The sequence below is a fragment of the Paraburkholderia phytofirmans PsJN genome (genome assembly GCF_000020125.1).
GTDB lineage: Bacteria > Pseudomonadota > Gammaproteobacteria > Burkholderiales > Burkholderiaceae > Paraburkholderia > Paraburkholderia phytofirmans.
The window spans coordinates 1327544-1343623 of record NC_010681.1; the positions used below are offsets into that span (position 1 = coordinate 1327544).

Consider the following 16080-nt stretch of genomic DNA (forward strand, 5'->3'; position numbering starts at 1 on the left):
ATCAATCGAAGCGGTAATCATGAAAGCCATTCCGCAGGACAAGTGTCTGCACGTCATTTTGGGGATGCTGATTTTTGCGATCGGACACTTCGTCACCTGGCAGGTCGGTATTGCCTGCGTGGTGGTGGGCGGAATTCTCAAGGAACTGATAGATCATTTCACCGGCGGGGACGTATCCGCCTGGGATGCCGTTGCAACGCTGACGGGCGGATTGATCGGGCTTGTCTGTTTCGCCAGATAGTCAGACGACAAAGTAAATTTTTTTCAACCACCTTCGGGTGGTTTTTTTATGGCCGTTCCGATCCCGTATCGGCGCGGCCTTTTGCATTGGGGGTAGCGCTTGAACGAGAACCTTAAATATTCCAACCAGGGCATGTCGCTCACGGAGAACGCAGAGACGCTTGTGCTGTTCGCGTATCCGGATCCAGCGTCGCCACTCGCCAAAGCCCTGCAGGCGCGGGGCCTATGGCAGCGGGTGCTCGCTGGCGGTGCGATTCCGCCTGACCTCGGCTCGCTGAACGGTGCGCCGTGGACAGGCGGCTGGGGCCATACCGGCCCGGACGTCAGGCCCGGCATGACGATCACGCGCGACATGGCCGTCGACTGGTTGCGCGCGGACGTGCGCGGTGCCGAAGCCGTGGTCAAACGCGACGTCAAGGTTGCTTTGAACCAGGAGGAATACGACGCACTCGTCGACCTCGTATTCAACATCGGCAGCGGCAATTTCGACACCTCGACGCTTTTGCGCAAGCTCAACGCCAGCGACACGGACGGCGCAATCGCCGAATTCGCACGCTGGAATCAGGCGGGCGGCAAGGTGCTGGTGGGGCTAGTCAAGCGGCGCGAAGCAGAGCGCGTGCTGTTCCAGCTCGGCGCAAATCACGCGAGGGCCGCCGCATGAAAAACGATGCCCTTGCGAGATTCATCTATGCGTACCTCGCGGTCTACATCGCTGTGTCCGCATTTACCGCGCCGTGCCCGGCGACGTCGGTGATGCTCACGCGCGATGGCTTCTGGGGTTACGCAGTGACGGCGGGGACTGCTGTGCTTGCCCTTGTCGTGGCCGCCGACGTCGCGATCAATGACTGGTTGCCGGAACGATACATATTCTACTGGGCTCAGGCCCGCCGGCACTGGTTGTACGCGGTAGCGGCGGCCTGTTATGTCACGCCCCTGTTCGCGGCAAGTGCGTACTTCGTCAACGCGGCGCAGGTCTTTTTTTATGTGGGCATGGCGCTGTTCGGGCTGGTGCTCGGTTATCGCGAAACGCAGGCAAAACGGGGGATAACGTGCGCCGATTGATTCTATGGGGTTGGGGAGCGTGCGCGCTGCTATGGGCGGCAGCAGCGTACGCGATGGTACGGCAGACCGAGACGGTACTCGCTGATGGCCTGGCGGGCATTCAGGGCGCGTCGCTTGTGCTGGCGATCCTGCTGGCACTTATCGGCGGGACGGCGAGTACGTTCCAGCGGTTCGCCTCGAGCGACCCACCGGCTCGCTCCGCGCTGGTCGAGATCGGCAGTGTCATCACCGCGTCGATCGTGGCCGGCCTGTCCGCTTTCTTTTTTTGCGAGTGGCGCGGGTGGCCAGCGCCGCTCACGGCACTGGTGATCACACTGGCGAGCTGGGGCGGAAAGCGCGTGCTGGATCAGGCGCTCGATGCCGGTCTTCGCCGCATTCAGGGAGAAAAACCATGACGGACATTGTTGGCCGCATTGCGCTTGTCGTTGTCGGGCTGATCAGCGTGGTGCTGGCGATCGCATGCACGGTGGAGTTTTTCGAATTGCGCAGCGCACGCTCGGACTTCGCGACGGCACAGCAGAAGGCGCAGGCGGACGATCAGTCGATCGGCACGCTGCGCTCCCAGCTCGCGACGTCGCAGTCGGATCTGGTTGCAGCGGCGTCGGGTGTGCAGGCCTGCTCGGCTTCGGTCACGCAGGCGGCCTCCGAAGCATTCGCTGTTCGGGCGGCAGCAGCAGCTGCGCAAGCGGAGGCGGCGACGCAGGCGAAGTCATACCAGCATCAGATCGACGCACTTTCCCAACGGATTCAGGATCCATCCAACCAGTCGGAGACATGCGATGCGGCATTCGATCGTTTGCGCGGCGCTCTGTAGCGCGCTTCTAGTTGTGCCCGGTTGCGGCACATCGCCGCCAGCACCGATTTCGCCGGTGGTCCATACCGAAACCGTACAGGCAAAAATCGAAGTGCCCGTGCCGTGCATCGACTCGGTGCCGGATGCGCCTGGTTTCCTGTCCGATGCCGAGTTGCTCGCACCGCCCAACAGTTCGGCTGTCGACAGGGTATGGCGCGATCATCTGCAGCGCAAGCAATGGGAGGGACAGCTCGAGGCGCTGCTGGTCGCGTGCGTTGGCGCGAAGAAATAAAAAAAGAAGCCTGCCGGCGGACCACCGGCAGGCTAAAGGCATTTGAGGGATGGAATTCGCCACCAACATTCCCTCAAACGGTCCGAGAGCGCAGTGAGTGTAGGGGCGTGGCAGAACGTTCAGCAGGGCAAGTGCGGGACGAGACAAACGAATGGCGGAAGAGGCCAATAAAAAAAATGGCCCGTCCTGATGGACGAGCCAAAGCATCCGGGGATCAAACCGACTGCAGCGGCGATTCTAGGAGAGCTGTCGTACGCGTAACAACATGAATTACCGCGATTTAAAGATTGCTAACGTAAATCGTGGTTCAGAAATATTTTCTATGCACGGCGCATAAAAAGTTGCTTTGACCGTGCTACGCGGCACGGGAAAAGACAGGGCGACCGGGATGATGTTCGCGCATTTCCCCCGGCCACCTTTCCACTGCTCAAGCCAGTGAATTAGCCAAGGCCCTGACACCTACCGGTAGGCGGGCCGAATTCTAACTGAAAAAGAAAAGGCAATTCCAAATATGGCAAACCCTATCGTTCCATGGACCGGCGGCAAGCGTCGGCTGGCCGATCATCTCATCCCGCGTTTTCCGAAGCACGAATGCTATGTCGAGGTGTTCGCGGGCGGAGCGGCACTGTACTTTCTCCGGCCGCCGGCAACTGTCGAAGTCGTCAACGATATCAACGGGGACCTGATCAACCTGTATCGGGTCGTGCAGCACCACCTCGAGGAGTTCGTGCGCCAGTTCAAATGGGCGCTGACTAGCCGGCAGGTTTTCAAATGGCTGCAGGACACGATCCCGGAAACCCTCACCGATATCCAGCGAGCGGCCCGCTTTTATTACCTGCAGCACAACTGTTTTGGCGCGAAGGTTGAGGGTCAGTCATTCGGGACGGCCACCACAACACCACCCGGTCTGAACCTGCTGCGGCTCGAAGAGACGCTGTCGGCAGCGCACCTTCGGCTTTCCAATACGTTCCTCGAACATCTCGACTGGAAGACGTGCATCGACCGGTACGATCGGCCGCATACGCTGTTCTATCTGGATCCACCGTATTGGCAGACGGAAGGCTACGGTGTGCCGTTTCCCTATGATGTTGCCTTTCGCCGTAAAGGAGCCGGGTGTTTTCGGCGTAATGGCGCCAGTGAAAGGCGCCTGATTCGGGGCTCGAACGGGGATCAAGAATCCTTGTTTTTACCTCCTTTCGCAAGTGCTGATTTGTTGCTCTCGGGCATCGGACGAGGAACGCGGTAGCTCTCGCCATCGAGCACGACGCGGTACGCGGCATGTCGCAGGCGATCAAGCGTTGCGGCGCCGAGCATCTTGTTGGTCGCGAACGCGTCCCCCCATTCCGTAAAATCAAGATTGCTGGTCAGGACGGTCGATGTACGTTCGTACCGTTCGGCGATCAGATCGTGGAAGTCTTCATCTTCGGGCGTGCGCATGGGTTTCAGTCCAAAGTCGTCAATGATGAGCAGCGGCACCTTGGCAAGCGCCTGGAAGCGCCGTTCGTAGGAGCCCACGGCCTGCGCGTTGCGTAGCGCGCCGAGAAGCCGGGTCTGGGTCATGAACAGGACATCGTGACCTTGCCGGGCGGCGGCATGGCCCAGTGCCTGCGCCAGATGCGACTTGCCCGTTCCGCATGGACCGGCGATCAGCACGCTGACCTTCTCATCGATAAAGCGGCAGGTCGCCAGATCATGGACGACAGCACGATTGAGATTGGGCAGGCGGTCGAAGTCGAAACCTTCCAGTGTCTTCTGGCCACGGAAGTTCGCGCGGCGCATGCGGGCGTCGAGCTTTCGATGATCGCGCCGTGCGATCTCGTCCTGGATGAGCAACGTCAGGAAGTCGGTATAGGCGAGCTTACGGTCGATGGCTTCACGGTTGCGCGCTTCGAGCGTGTCCAGGATGCCGGACAGTCGCAATTGCTTGAGGGAAGACGTGAGTTCGGGAATTGGATTCATGTTCAATGGATCAGGAGGGTCTGGGTATCGCGGCAGAAGCGCCCGCCGTGGGTGTAGGTGGTCGCGCTCGATTCAGCGGGTTCGGTCGACAGCCAGCTCTGGTCGAGGCCTTTCTGCAGGATCAGCTTGACGGCTTTGTAGCTTGGCGTGCCGAAATGATTCGCGCGACGGCAGGCCGCCTCCAGGCGAGACGCGCCGAACTGCTGGGCGAAGCGCAGCACGCCCTGTACGGCGCGCAGCTTGATGAGAACCTGATCGCCGAAGAGTGCGTGAACAAGCGCGTGGCAGGAAGGCCCAATACGCTGCGCTTCTCTGAGGCACCATTGGGTGTCGTGCAGTTGCCAGGCCTGTGCGGCTGGCGGCATGTGATCGGCCACCGTGCTACGCGTTCCCGGCGCAGTCTGCCGGACATGCGATGCCGACAGTTCGTGCTCGTAGTAGAGCTGCACCATGGTGGCGGTTGCCTTGAGCCACAGATCCTTACCGGCAAGCCGGAACGGCACGGAATAGTAGGCGCGCTGGAATTGCACATGGGCGTCGCGATGGACCTTCACGCGCGCCCAGGTTGCCAGCTCGGGCTGCACATCGGGAAGCGGCAGCAACAGCGCCTGTTCGACATCTTCGAAACGCTTGAGCGGCACCTCGCGCGTCGTGCCATGCGTGCGGGTACTGGCCTCCTGCATCACCCAGGCTTGCGCTTGCCGGTTGGCGTCGTCAAGATCACGGAATTCGCGAAGAGGAAGGAAGCTCGACTTCACGTATTTGACGCCCGATTCGACAATTCCTTTTTTAGCCGGGTCCCTCGGCGGACAAGGATCGACCTTGAACGAATACCCTTCGGCGCATTGCGCGTAGGCCCGCTGGACTTCGGGTTCGTAGATACAGGCCTTGACGATGGCACACTTGGGATTGTCGATGATGACGCGTGCGACCACGCCGTTGAACCACTCGAAGGCATGGCGATGACACAGTAACCATGTGTCGACACTCTGGTCGCGGACAAATTCAACGTACTGATGCCGTGACCAGCACAGCGTCATCACGAAGAACCACGTCTTGTGGATCTCGCCGGTATGCGCGTCGGTGATGGTCGGACCTGCGCCGAAATCAACCTGTGCGGCGTCGGCAGGTTTGAACTCCAGCCGCATTGGTACGTCCGGCGTGAGCTCCGCCTTCAACTGCTGAAGCAGCCTGTATACGGATGAGTAGCTTCCTTCGTAGCCGTGGTTGCGCACCAGCGCGCCGTGAATCGTCGTGCCGGGCACGCCCGCGTCGTGCCACTGTGCAATCTGCTCGCGCCATGGTTCGGCTGACGAGATACAGCTCGCTGGCAGGAATTCCTTGCGACTAAACGCTGTAGCGAGCTGCGTGTCATCCGGCAGAGCGTTGCCCGGAGAAAGCCACCCGCGTTCGGTTGCGATCTCACGCACGGCTGCCAGCTTCTTACGGCCCATGATCTTCGACCGGTCGATATCCCGGTCGGAGTCACCCTGGCGCATTCGCACCAGAACCTGTCGATATTGGTACATCTCGAACTTCCTCTTCAAGCCACCCTCCGGAGCAAATGCGTGCCGGCAGAGTAGCGGTTGGCGAAGTTCGAGCGCCCGACTCAGACGCCAGTGGCGCCTTTACGGCGAAAATCTACTGGCGCCTATACGCCGGAAGACTTGTGGCGCCTAAACGCCGAAAAGTCCCTGGCGCCTTTATGCCGAAAGCGGTTTGGCTCCTTAGCGGCGAAAGTTCACACCTATGAGGAGTACGTCGCCATGGCGGCCCGGCTGCGTGCTCTGAAAGGCAAAGCGATCGTCAGCTTGAACGATCATCCCGCGATTCGCCGCGCTTTTGAGGGCTTCCATATTGAGACGGTGGACACCAAGTACACCGTCGGCGGCGGTAGGGAAGCGGTCCGGACTGAGGTAATCATTTTCAGTTGGGACGATGCGGCGGAGCCAGCTGGATTATTTTGACTGACGACCCAGCGGTAAGGGCGCCCGTTAAACGCCCCAAGCACGCGATGAGGATTCCGCTCGTTGACCCCTCGTGTGCTGAATTTTGCGTTTGACGCCGCCGCCCGCCACACCTAGTCGCGCGGGTTGGTTTCGGTCAAAACGATGTCTTTTTAAGCCTTGTTTTACTAAGGTTTACCGCTGGGAAAGATTATGCGATGTCATGCCTGTGGTCCTCTCCGTTGGTCATGGAGGGCACAGGCCCAATGCGCGACGGCGGGAACATGAAAAAAATCGAACAGATTCAGTATCTGCGGGCTTTCGCAGCTCTCCTCGTGGTCGCTTATCATGCGCCGGCCACCGTCGCAAGATTCAGCGATGCGCTTCCACAACTGAGAGTTGGAGCTTTCGGCGTCGACATATTCTTTGTTATTAGTGGGTTCATCATGGGGTTGCTTGGTGAAACCGGCAAGGGAGGGAGACTCGATTTCATTCTCAAGCGAATCGTCAGAATTGTTCCAATGTATTGGATTGTCACGCTTCTGACGGTCTGCTTGGTGCTCATCGCGCCGCATCAGATGCGGTCAACGGTTGTCGACGTCCCGAGCATGGTCAAGAGCCTTTTGTTTATCCCCCATTTCTCGCTAGGTCATCCCGGCAGCGTTTGGCCGATCGTTGTCCCTGGCTGGACCTTGAGTTATGAAATGTTTTTTTATGCGGTTTTCGCTGTAGTTATACCCGCTGCTCGACTAACGCGAGCGACGTTCGTGTCGATGGTTTTTGCTGCTCTGGCGATCAGCGGGTTTGTCTTTCATCCAGCAAACCCGGTTGCACTGACGTTCACGAGTACGCTGCTACTTGAGTTTGTCATGGGTGTCTGGATCGCTGTTGCCTGTCGGCAGAACGTGCTGCCGTCTCGCATGCTTGCCTGGATATTACTCGTCGTTGCCGTCCTGATGCTTTACACCAAAGGCGCTGAGAGTCGAGGTATCGACAAGGGCGTTCCAGCTGCTGCAATCGTGCTCGGATCGCTCGTTGTACTTCGTCATTTTAGAAGCCGCCTGCTTGGACTGATCGGTGACGCATCCTACTCGATCTATTTGATGCAATTTTTCTCGTTCGGAATGACGAGGGCGCTTTGGGAGACACTGGGAATCACATCGTCTGCGCCGTTGAGTGCGGCGTCTTATGTTGTTTTTTCTATTACGGGATCAGTAGTTACGGGTGTTGCAACATACTGGTTTGTGGAGCGCCCGATGAGCGCATATCTGGGTGGGCTAGTTCGTCAGCGGTCGGCAATTGGACCGGCATCGGTTGCCGCCCAGAGTTGACCAATGATCGAACTCGGAGCACTTAGCAGTTTGGTGGAAAATGTGAGTTGAGGCAAAGCAACTTTGGACGTCCCAGTTCGACTGACTTCAGACGCTCGGTTGGACACTACTCTGCGGCCCTTTTCAAGGGCGCAACGCTCATTCGCGCTCGCGTTCTAGCACCATTCCAATTCTTGCTGCTCATCGCGGGCGCCGGGCGTCTCTCCGACGCCCGGTTCTGCTCAGTTCTGTCGACGACATAGCGAGCCGGTGACGCAGCGAAACCTAGTCATTCGCCTCCTTTGACGACCGGATAGTTCTGTTCTTCCAAGCCGTTTGGCCATTGGTTCGGGCCAGCAGTCGGTGCCGTCGCGGGCTGAGCTGAAAATTAACCTCCAAGCGCTACTCGACCAATCAAGCCCTGAGCGCGTGTTCGGTCACGAAGACGCAAGTAATAAGGTTGATCGAGACGAGCGGATGCTAATGTGCCGTCTGCTGCATTTCATCATGTATTGGTGCACATATTGAAACGCAATCTGGATGTGCGGTATCGAACATTACGATTTGCTTGAGGCTAGTATCATTTCGACCGATTGTAGTGTTCGGACTCCGTCTACGGACGGACATTTTTGAAGGAAATTTCTACGCGATGAGGAGGCGAGATGATCTACCCATTGCTCCGAACTCTAAGGATATCGCTACCGCTTTTCTTGGCGTGGCATCCAATAGTCTACGCGCAATCACCATCCACTTCGTGCATCACCAGAACACATGCCGTCCTTGATCAGCAGCACGTCCGTTACACATTTACGAACAATTGCGGCGTGTGTGTACGAATGGTGCTTGTAGCCATGAAAGACAACGCTCCCTTATTGCCAGGGGGCATGCTAACTCAACCAACTCCGCCCGGCGGGACCTTCAATTTCACGCAGAGCAACAATGGGCAAGTGGGAACGTATGAGACTGTCGTGAGTGCGGTACAAGGCTGTTGACGAGTTGCTGCGCTTTTACCGCGAATCAAGGGCTCCCGTAACCAGAAGTAGCGTTGCGCTCCTTAGTTACCACTTTCACGCAGTAGCCTACGCAAAAGACGTAATTCTCACCATTCCCCCAAGCTAACCAGGAGAAGAACATGAAAGCATTGCGCCTCACGGCACTGGCAGCTCTAACTACCTTGCTTCTGGTCGACAGCGCATTCGCAAAGACAGGTCAGATATTGGTTGGAAACGGTGGCAATAGGCCGGCATGGTCGGGAATGGAATATCCATGCGGCACCGTTGTTCAAGACGTGGCGGCTGGATTCTGCACTAAGTACACAACGAATGGGAAGCAGGTGGGGGAATATTATCTAACTCCAAAGTCCAATGTCGCTGGCGGACAGTGTGGTTGGACCGTATACGAAATTGAGTGCGTGAATTGAAGGGGTCTCAGCGACGCTTGTGCGTGCGCTAGATCTAATCGGAGCCGGTCATTGAGGTCCGTCTCATACGGTACCGTTCGAGGGCGAGGAAGCGGCCGTTCAGGTCTCCCATTTGCCGAATCAGCGACGTCTAGTGCCGCTTAAATTGAGTCAACAAATTGACACGCGGAGTCCCGGCATTTAAGACAGAGCCCTTTTGCTGGGCGAGCGCACGGAGAGTTCACGGCTTTCAACGCGTCGCTTAGGGCCGGCGCGTTCCGGGCTATTTACAGGTTTGGTAACATGCCGCGGTCTGTTTTTGCACGCCTAGTTGGCACGTACCCTGAGCTTGTAGCGGATAGCCAGTGCAGACGTTGCCGTTACTTCGCCCCACACTGTCGCAGGCTTTCATGCATGCTCGTTGTTGCTGCTGCTTTTGTTCGTCTTGCCCAACCTTCTCTCGTTCGGCTTTGTTGTAATCGGCACCCGCCCCAGCGGCTTGCGCGAGAAGCAGCGAGCCAGCGCTTGCAGCGGACGCAGTAATCACGCCCGGAGTCTGGGAAAAAGCGATGGATGGCTCACTCGAAGCGACCGAGAAACATAGAAACAACGCTTTTGCAGATTTCATGGAGGTCCCCTCAAGTTGCCAGCAGACCATTAGTGATTTTGGCACGGAAATCGGCGCAACATCTTTGAGCGTAGATAGCTGGACAATGCCAGCGCCGCGCCAAGAGGTAGGCATGATCATTATGATCATGCCACGCGCAACCGGATACCGGGGTATGTGAGCGCGACATTCATCGAACTTCGCCACTGTCCGCCCGAACGTTTGCTTCGCGCAGGCACTAAAATAGACACCTCTGCGGCTGTGGACGAGTTGGCGTGCAGACGGTTTTTGTCTAAACCGATGGCAAACATGCGCCTCTATTTATTTTCCTTTGGCGTCCTTAACTTTGAGGGGCCAGCCTCGCTTCGTGGGGGCGCTTTTATACCGACGAGAACATCGACAATTTCTATGTACTGCGCCTTTGGCCCCAATTTAAAATCCATTGCGGCATCGTAGATTTCTTCGAGTGTGTCAGCTTCCATCATCGTGACTTGATCGTACCTCGCATCCATACCGGTACACAAAATGTGAGACAGATGAGGGGAATATTTGGTTAAAGTCTTCACGTGCGGAGTTGTTATCTTCAGAATCCCTTCTTTTCCCAGTGCGAAATACTCCTTGGACAACTTCATGAAAAGGAAACCAACGTACTTATTCTTGTTTGCCAGAGGGTGCATCTGAGTCTCCTTGGTTGAAAGAAAGTGCGAACGCTGACACCTACCGTATTTTGATGCCCGTCGATCTCAATCTCGACCGCAGACACTGCGTGGTGGAGAATCGCAACGCAGCGGCTCGGTGTTGGCAGCAGTCGACATGTGCAATACGTCGGGCTTTCCATTTTCAATGTCGTCCAGCTTTTCTAACTCCTCGGCGATACTTCGCCGCTGGTCATAAGCTTCCGGATTTTCTCCCGATCGCTCGTCCGCACCTATTTTTCAGTGGGCCTACAGCTCTATCGAAGCATAAGCGTAGTCATGATTGCATGGTAGGCGAGCGACCATGCATATGCTGCGCGAAAGGGTGCGATCTGTTCGGTAGCGCACTTTCTAGCGCGTCGAGGTCGGGATGCCGTATTCGCTGATTTTTGAGCTGCTCGGAAGTTGAGGGTTGTTGGCAGAAGCGATTGAGGTGTTCGACCTATCGATGGATATTGGGACTGCACCCGAACGTTCCATGATTAACGGCCGCTTGCTGGGTTTCCGCGACACATTGACGTCTACAGGTCGTACAAGCCGAGTGGCCGTTAGGCCGAACCCGGAAGTTCGACTGGCGCCCGTCTGCTACCAGCCCGAACTCAACACGAACTTCCCTTGTCGACCCTGACCAGCCAATCAGATGAGCGCCGCAGAGTCGTCATCCAACGAACCTCCACATCCAATACACATGTGCCCCCTCAGTGCGTAGAATATTGCATTGGTAAAAAATTCGCTCACTGACCTGGTCTATAAACCGTGTGGCGCGCAGCAAAAAGGGGCCGCTGGCTTTATGGCTGAATTTAGTAATTTGATCTTCTCAGCATGCATGCCGCGGAGTTAGGCTACAAGCCCCTTGCAGCGCTTTTTAGACCACAAGCGCGAGATATGGCCTGCAGGCTGGCGCCGTCTACATTGCGTTAGGAAATTGAAATAAAATGGAAGAATTCGAAATAATTAAAAATCAAATTATTGCGGGTACTGGACCGGACAATCATGGTGAAAACTATTCAAAAGATTTCTTCGAGGATTTGCTAGAGCAAATTCCTAACCGCATGCCCCTTAGTACGAGGCATGACATGGGAGCAGAAACTAGCGGTTTTTTAGAAAACTTCCGAATTGTTCCGCATGGCACCGAATGGGTGGTTATCGCCGATGTACACATAAGAAAAGGAAGCGCAAATCCAGACCTAAAGGGATTTAGCTTTTCCGTCATAAAAAACATGACAGGCAACCTAGAACAGCCCCTGTTTAACATATTCCTTCCTTATCCGCATTATAACGATCAAGCATTTATCGGCGAGCTACTTAGTGGCGAACCTGATTTAATGATTGGCAGGTGGATTAAAAAGGGGTTTACGGATTTAGAGATAGGACTAATTGCGAGTGCAGTCTGCTTGATTTTATCTCCTGAGTGGGACATTCAATACAAATCCCATGTGAGACCCGCATTGGAGAAAATTTTATCTTATATCCCAAAGCTTAAAAGAAAAGGCATTCCAGTAGATCTGGTCCAGCAAATTGAATTCAAAGGCAGCACCATACAGATTTATTTTGTAATTGACAGATCTAGCGAAGCCGTTGAAAAAGAGTCGACAAGCATTGAGTATTTTAAAACTGGATATTCCAGTGCAATAAACTTTATAAGATCTGATGAAAAGTGCCGCACCATAGGAGCCCACCGAGTTAAAGTTTTTTACGATAGTAAAGAAAAAGAATATAAGATTTTTCACATTCAGTACAACGATGGCAGTGATGCGCATATTGCCTAACAAGCCCTTCAAGCGCCCCCACCAAAGGGGCTGCTTAAGCCCAATGTTTGGGTTTTCAGGGCGATATTCAATGAAAACAACCGAACTTGAGAACGTTATAGTTGCAATTCAACGTCGCGGAGATCCTGCGGTTCAAAGTGCCTAACCCATCATTCAAGGCGGACGACTTCGCCGCCGCTTAATTTCATTCGTTGAATGACTGCTTCTCGTTTTTTCCGTTGTCCGCTTCTGGCCGTTCATCGACTTATGGAAATTGCATTCACCGCGAATCTCACGAAGGCGCGATTGACAGCACGCGAACCCGAAGCAGACCTACGCGATCCTCACTGGAACACGTAGAGCAGACATTCGCCACGGATTGATCGGTCAGACCTCCGGCGTTCCACGAGACGCGGGTATCGGTTTCGTCGGGGCGGACGAACCAGATATTGTCAACGGTGCGGTTGGAGGCGGTAGTACAAGTGCGGCCGTTTTTGCGATTGTGGTCATGGAATTGAGCGCCTTGTACGTATCCCAAAGCTCATCGCGCACGTGTTGCGGCGCATTCCGTGGCAGAGATTTTATCCGCCCCATGATCTCCTCCGCAGCAATTCGGTTCTGTTCTAGCTTCCTCTCGAAAACTATCCGTGATTTGCCACGATGAACAAGGATGGCTAATACGATACCCAAACCCGAACAGATTGGTCCGACTATTGGCAGCGAAATCGGTGCTGCAAAGGTCAAGCTGTACGCGACAGCCATGCCTACGAAGCCACCAACAACTCCCATTAACGTCGATGTCGACTGTGCTGACGCCTTCGCCGATGCGCGAATCAACTCACTCAGTGTACGGGAGCCCTCTTTGGTCGTAGCGACGAGCGTTTTGAACCCAGCCAGGAGGCGCGCGTTCATTTTATGTCCTCTTCCAACCAATCAGCCTCGAATCGCCGTTGGGCACGGAGCTGAAGATCGAGTGCGACGCGCGCCTCGCGAGACGCAGCCTTCAGATCCAGAAGATACCGAAACGTAGCGGCAATTGCGAAGGCGAGAATTACAAGTAGAGAGGGAATAAATGGCCACGCTGCTGCGTTGAACTTCGATTCCGAACGAACAAAATACAGAAATACTGAGCCGAACGCGCCGCAGGTCAAGGCGGTCAGAATGTAGAGTGCCGCATTAATCTTGCTCGTAAGGTTTGCGAGCAAGACCTCATATCGAAAAGTTAGCCCTTCTGAAACGGCTAGCAGTGATGGGGTATCGAGATCGTCGATCTCATTGATGGTTTCGTCGATCATTGGAGCGGTCGAAGATGGATGATTGCTAATCTAGGTCACCGGTTCGGCACGGTGCATGCCTCCTATTATCAATCAACCTGCTGCAAAGCGGGCATTTATGAAGTTCCGCTTCTAGCCGATGTTGCCGGATGAGGGCGCGAGACGCGGCTGCAGCCTAATTAGATGATGCCCTAAGGGAAATCTTGTTTGCTACAGATTTGCTACAGCAATGGGCAGAAACCTATATCTGACAGGCGTTGCACCTGTCATTCCATCCCCTGAACTACAGGGAGATGGATATTTGCGATGGGACGACTGAGTATTCGCTGCTATCAACTTCAGTCTGACCCGTGGGCGTTTCCGGCCTTTCTGCTTCTTCCTAAAAGAAGCGCCGCGACAGCCCGTGGACCCAGTTTACAGCAGTCTCTGCCGTGCCCGAGTATGCGAGCGAGCGCAGAGTATAACAAAAAGCGATTAAAACCAGAGATGCCGCAAAGGCCCGGACGCCGATGAGGGAGGTCGAAATCGACAGCGATCGGGCCGCCGTTGACGGTACCGCCATCGACGTCGGCCCACTCACGATAAAAGTGCCGCGAGGCCCCACCGAGTCCGCTCTACACGTCGCCATCAAATCGATGCAGACGACAATCCGCAGCGCCCGCACGATGTATCCGAAACTAACGAAGCAGCAAATCTGACGACGCTGCGCGTCGTCAGATTTGGACAAGACGGAAAGAAAGCCAGCAGCACGTCACGGATCGCTGATCCGCGTACTCAAGTCACTTCCAGATCCTGACCACGCACCGATCACGAACCCATCCCCCTCAAAAGCGACCCCGATACGAGATCGCGACAGTATGCCCCCGCGTATCGCGACTGAGACTGATAGCCCAGTGAGTCAGCAATGCCCCCGACAACGCACCCGCTATATCCGCGGCCAGGTCCTTATAGGAAAAGCCGCTGCTACGGCAGGTGCCATCGATGCCTTCCTTGATCAAGCCAGGTATCGTGCCGATGAGTGTGCCGTAAATGACCGGGTGCTCGGTGTCGCGCGTCAGGTAAGCACCGAGCGCGCCGAAAGGTGCGGAGACCGCGAAATGTTTCAGCTTGTCGCTTTGAAACCAGCCATCCGATGTTTGGAAGCGGTAGCCGCCGCGCCCGCCATCGCAGTCCACCCCGGCGTGCGCCGCAGTACTTGCCGCAAGCAGCATCGCGAGCGCGATGCCGTGTCTCCGTGTCGTTGTCATGTGTTACTCCCCGTTTGTTTTTCGACTTGATTTTTTATGGGGACGCGCGCCGTGCCGAAACCCGTACTGCGTCGTCACCTAGTCGTGTGTTTTACGGGGACGATGCGCAGCGCAATGTGCGCCGCGCCGCGCAGAGCGGGGTGATGGCGGAATAGGCACAGGCTTCGGGATGTTGCCTGGCGCGACCGGACAAATGTTGGCCGCTGGACGGGTTGTCGATCCGGCATCCTTGACTGGCAGAACAGTCATGGCGCGTTGGGGGAAGTCGATCGACTGGTGCTCAAACAAGGGGGGGGGCTATTTCTTCAGATAGCCCCGACAAAGCCGCCCCGACAAATCCGCCCCAAAAAGCAAACGGCCCAGCAGTCAACGCCTGCTGGGCCGCATAAAACTGCCGATACGCGCAACGAACTAACGCAGCGCACCAGCGATCCGCCGAATCCGCCTCAGAACTCCACCACCGCGAACTCGGCCTTGCCCACGTCGCACAGCGGGCAGCGCCAGTCTTCGGGAATTGCGGCGAAGCGCGTGCCCGGTGCGATGCCTTCCTCGGGCAGGCCTTCTTCCTCGTTGTAGATCCAGCCGCAAATCAGGCAGACCCAGCTCTTATATTCAGTCACTTCAATTACTTCGCTCACGACGCACTCTTCTCTAGTTCGATGCAAAATCCGCTCAGTCTGCCCCTTTTTTGGGCACGGCGGCGACCCGCAATATTACCGGAATTTGTCAATTCCACAGAAAACTGCCGATGCGGCGACACCGTAAAGCGCCGGTGACAAACTCCGTACCCACTTGCCGGACCGCGTCACACGCAGCGTGTATGCTCTGATCCGCAGCTGATCTTTGGACCGGCGCGCCGGGGCGCCGGGCATCGACTGCGACGATCGGCCTCAGGCCCAATGAGGCGCCGTCGTCGCGGGCATGGCCCGCGCAGACTCTCGTTTCCCAAAAAGGAGAAAAACGATGTTCAAAAACAAATGGTTGGTCGGTGCGGCATTGGCCGGAATGCTCGCCGTATCCAGCGCGGCCCAGGCCGCAAGCGTGTCGTTCGTGCAGCCGGCGGACGGCGCCACCGTCAGCAATCCAGTCCACGTGGTGTTCGGCGTCGACGGCATGAAGATCGCGCCGGCCGGCACGATGACCGAAGGCACGGGCCATCATCATCTGCTGGTGGACGGCAAGCCGGTGCCCAAGGGCGAGGTCATTCCCGCGAACGACAAGTCGCTGCACTTCGGGAAGGGCCAGACCGAAACCGATCTGACGCTGCCGCCCGGCGACCACACGCTGACGCTGCAATTCGGCGACGGCGCGCACCGTTCGTACGGTCCGGAAATGAGCAAAACCATCGCCGTGCACGTGAAGTAACCCGCCGCACGAGACAGCCGGGCGCGTGCCAACGCGCTCTGGCTTGCTCACCATGCGCGGCGGGCCTGCTCGCGGCCCGCAAGCCGGCCATTCGATCTATCTCTTCCGGCATACAGGCACCCGCCCGTGCGCCCGGTACAATG

Annotated in this window: 18 protein-coding genes and 1 pseudogene; 12 read left to right on the top strand and 7 right to left on the bottom strand. The window is 56.4% G+C overall.

Features of this window, described 5'->3' with window-relative positions; all coding sequences use genetic code 11:
* The first annotated feature begins 19 nt into the window (after nucleotides 1-19).
* From BPHYT_RS05825 to BPHYT_RS05855, 7 genes are all read left to right on the top strand, one after another.
* The gene (locus BPHYT_RS05825) at nucleotides 20-241 is read left to right on the top strand and encodes a hypothetical protein (protein WP_041758318.1); all 222 of its coding nucleotides are present in this window, start codon (nucleotides 20-22) and stop codon (nucleotides 239-241) included.
* A gap of 99 nt (nucleotides 242-340) precedes the next feature.
* Nucleotides 341-901 (top strand): lysozyme, encoded by a 561-nt coding sequence (locus BPHYT_RS05830; protein WP_148225069.1) that lies wholly within the window; start codon nucleotides 341-343, stop codon nucleotides 899-901.
* Nucleotides 898-1302: a hypothetical protein gene (locus BPHYT_RS05835; protein WP_012432226.1), complete on the top strand. Its 405-nt coding sequence runs from the start codon at nucleotides 898-900 to the stop codon at nucleotides 1300-1302. Before BPHYT_RS05830 ends, BPHYT_RS05835 begins: the two co-directional genes overlap by 4 nt.
* A gap of 53 nt (nucleotides 1303-1355) precedes the next feature.
* Nucleotides 1356-1697 (top strand): phage holin family protein, encoded by a 342-nt coding sequence (locus BPHYT_RS05840; protein ID WP_012432227.1) that lies wholly within the window; start codon nucleotides 1356-1358, stop codon nucleotides 1695-1697.
* Nucleotides 1694-2116, top strand: a complete 423-nt coding sequence (locus BPHYT_RS05845; RefSeq protein ID WP_012432228.1) for a hypothetical protein — start codon at nucleotides 1694-1696, stop codon at nucleotides 2114-2116. The genes BPHYT_RS05840 and BPHYT_RS05845 overlap by 4 nt, the downstream gene beginning before the upstream one ends.
* 55 nt (nucleotides 2117-2171) lie before the next feature.
* The gene (locus BPHYT_RS05850) at nucleotides 2172-2387 is read left to right on the top strand and encodes a hypothetical protein (RefSeq protein WP_148225070.1); all 216 of its coding nucleotides are present in this window, start codon (nucleotides 2172-2174) and stop codon (nucleotides 2385-2387) included.
* A 511-nt stretch (nucleotides 2388-2898) separates the two neighbouring features.
* Complete coding sequence (locus tag BPHYT_RS05855; protein WP_041758322.1) at nucleotides 2899-3633, top strand: DNA adenine methylase; 735 nt, start codon at nucleotides 2899-2901, stop codon at nucleotides 3631-3633.
* Here BPHYT_RS05855 and istB read toward each other — a convergent pair.
* Both istB and istA read right to left on the bottom strand, forming a co-directional pair.
* Nucleotides 3558-4346: an IS21-like element helper ATPase IstB gene (gene istB, locus BPHYT_RS05860; protein WP_012428257.1), complete on the bottom strand. Its 789-nt coding sequence runs from the start codon at nucleotides 4344-4346 to the stop codon at nucleotides 3558-3560. The genes BPHYT_RS05855 and istB overlap by 76 nt on opposite strands.
* A gap of 2 nt (nucleotides 4347-4348) precedes the next feature.
* On the bottom strand, nucleotides 4349-5875 hold the full coding sequence (gene istA, locus BPHYT_RS05865; RefSeq protein ID WP_012428256.1) for an IS21 family transposase: 1527 nt from the start codon (nucleotides 5873-5875) through the stop codon (nucleotides 4349-4351).
* Nucleotides 5876-6094: 219 nt separating this feature from the next.
* On the opposite strand from istA, the pseudogene BPHYT_RS05870 reads away from it, so the two are divergent.
* From BPHYT_RS05870 to BPHYT_RS38100, 3 genes and pseudogenes are all read left to right on the top strand, one after another.
* Nucleotides 6095-6313, top strand: a pseudogene (locus BPHYT_RS05870) (DNA adenine methylase); the annotation flags it as partial.
* Nucleotides 6314-6576: 263 nt separating this feature from the next.
* Entirely contained in the window at nucleotides 6577-7623 is a 1047-nt protein-coding gene (locus BPHYT_RS05875) for an acyltransferase family protein (protein WP_167315744.1), read from the top strand.
* Nucleotides 7624-8734: 1111 nt separating this feature from the next.
* Nucleotides 8735-9022, top strand: a complete 288-nt coding sequence (locus tag BPHYT_RS38100) for a hypothetical protein (protein ID WP_012432232.1) — start codon at nucleotides 8735-8737, stop codon at nucleotides 9020-9022.
* A gap of 262 nt (nucleotides 9023-9284) precedes the next feature.
* Here BPHYT_RS38100 and BPHYT_RS38105 read toward each other — a convergent pair whose 3' ends face one another.
* Both BPHYT_RS38105 and BPHYT_RS05890 read right to left on the bottom strand, forming a co-directional pair.
* Entirely contained in the window at nucleotides 9285-9758 is a 474-nt protein-coding gene (locus BPHYT_RS38105; protein ID WP_012432233.1) for a hypothetical protein, read from the bottom strand.
* A gap of 167 nt (nucleotides 9759-9925) precedes the next feature.
* Nucleotides 9926-10285, bottom strand: coding sequence for a hypothetical protein (locus tag BPHYT_RS05890; RefSeq protein WP_012432234.1), 360 nt, complete (start codon nucleotides 10283-10285; stop codon nucleotides 9926-9928).
* A gap of 953 nt (nucleotides 10286-11238) precedes the next feature.
* On the opposite strand from BPHYT_RS05890, the gene BPHYT_RS05895 reads away from it, so the two are divergent.
* Nucleotides 11239-12072, top strand: coding sequence for a hypothetical protein (locus tag BPHYT_RS05895; RefSeq protein WP_041758327.1), 834 nt, complete (start codon nucleotides 11239-11241; stop codon nucleotides 12070-12072).
* 887 nt (nucleotides 12073-12959) lie between these two features.
* On the opposite strand, the gene BPHYT_RS05900 is transcribed toward BPHYT_RS05895, so the two are convergent.
* The 3 genes from BPHYT_RS05900 to BPHYT_RS05915 all read right to left on the bottom strand — a co-directional run bounded on the left by BPHYT_RS05900 (nucleotide 12960) and on the right by BPHYT_RS05915 (nucleotide 15210).
* Entirely contained in the window at nucleotides 12960-13346 is a 387-nt protein-coding gene (locus tag BPHYT_RS05900; protein WP_012432236.1) for a hypothetical protein, read from the bottom strand.
* Nucleotides 13347-14149: 803 nt separating this feature from the next.
* Entirely contained in the window at nucleotides 14150-14572 is a 423-nt protein-coding gene (locus BPHYT_RS05910) for a hypothetical protein (protein WP_012432238.1), read from the bottom strand.
* Between the two features lie 446 nt (nucleotides 14573-15018).
* Nucleotides 15019-15210, bottom strand: a complete 192-nt coding sequence (locus BPHYT_RS05915) for a rubredoxin (RefSeq protein ID WP_007175738.1) — start codon at nucleotides 15208-15210, stop codon at nucleotides 15019-15021.
* 325 nt (nucleotides 15211-15535) lie between these two features.
* On the opposite strand from BPHYT_RS05915, the gene BPHYT_RS05920 reads away from it, so the two are divergent.
* Nucleotides 15536-15937, top strand: a complete 402-nt coding sequence (locus BPHYT_RS05920) for a DUF4399 domain-containing protein (RefSeq protein ID WP_012432239.1) — start codon at nucleotides 15536-15538, stop codon at nucleotides 15935-15937.
* The last annotated feature ends 143 nt before the right edge of the window (nucleotides 15938-16080 follow it).

Coding starts and splice junctions, on each gene's coding strand:
- BPHYT_RS05900 (WP_012432236.1), bottom strand. CDS start 13,346: ATGATCGACGAAACCATCAATGAGATCGACGATCTCGATACCCCATCA.
- BPHYT_RS38105 (WP_012432233.1), bottom strand. CDS start 9,758: ATGATCATAATGATCATGCCTACCTCTTGGCGCGGCGCTGGCATTGTC.
- BPHYT_RS05920 (WP_012432239.1), top strand. CDS start 15,536: ATGTTCAAAAACAAATGGTTGGTCGGTGCGGCATTGGCCGGAATGCTC.
- istB (WP_012428257.1), bottom strand. CDS start 4,346: ATGAATCCAATTCCCGAACTCACGTCTTCCCTCAAGCAATTGCGACTG.
- BPHYT_RS05840 (WP_012432227.1), top strand. CDS start 1,356: ATGGTACGGCAGACCGAGACGGTACTCGCTGATGGCCTGGCGGGCATT.
- BPHYT_RS05835 (WP_012432226.1), top strand. CDS start 898: ATGAAAAACGATGCCCTTGCGAGATTCATCTATGCGTACCTCGCGGTC.
- BPHYT_RS05825 (WP_041758318.1), top strand. CDS start 20: ATGAAAGCCATTCCGCAGGACAAGTGTCTGCACGTCATTTTGGGGATG.
- BPHYT_RS05875 (WP_167315744.1), top strand. CDS start 6,577: ATGAAAAAAATCGAACAGATTCAGTATCTGCGGGCTTTCGCAGCTCTC.
- BPHYT_RS38100 (WP_012432232.1), top strand. CDS start 8,735: ATGAAAGCATTGCGCCTCACGGCACTGGCAGCTCTAACTACCTTGCTT.
- BPHYT_RS05910 (WP_012432238.1), bottom strand. CDS start 14,572: ATGACAACGACACGGAGACACGGCATCGCGCTCGCGATGCTGCTTGCG.
- BPHYT_RS05895 (WP_041758327.1), top strand. CDS start 11,239: ATGGAAGAATTCGAAATAATTAAAAATCAAATTATTGCGGGTACTGGA.
- BPHYT_RS05890 (WP_012432234.1), bottom strand. CDS start 10,285: ATGCACCCTCTGGCAAACAAGAATAAGTACGTTGGTTTCCTTTTCATG.
- istA (WP_012428256.1), bottom strand. CDS start 5,875: ATGTACCAATATCGACAGGTTCTGGTGCGAATGCGCCAGGGTGACTCC.
- BPHYT_RS05855 (WP_041758322.1), top strand. CDS start 2,899: ATGGCAAACCCTATCGTTCCATGGACCGGCGGCAAGCGTCGGCTGGCC.
- BPHYT_RS05845 (WP_012432228.1), top strand. CDS start 1,694: ATGACGGACATTGTTGGCCGCATTGCGCTTGTCGTTGTCGGGCTGATC.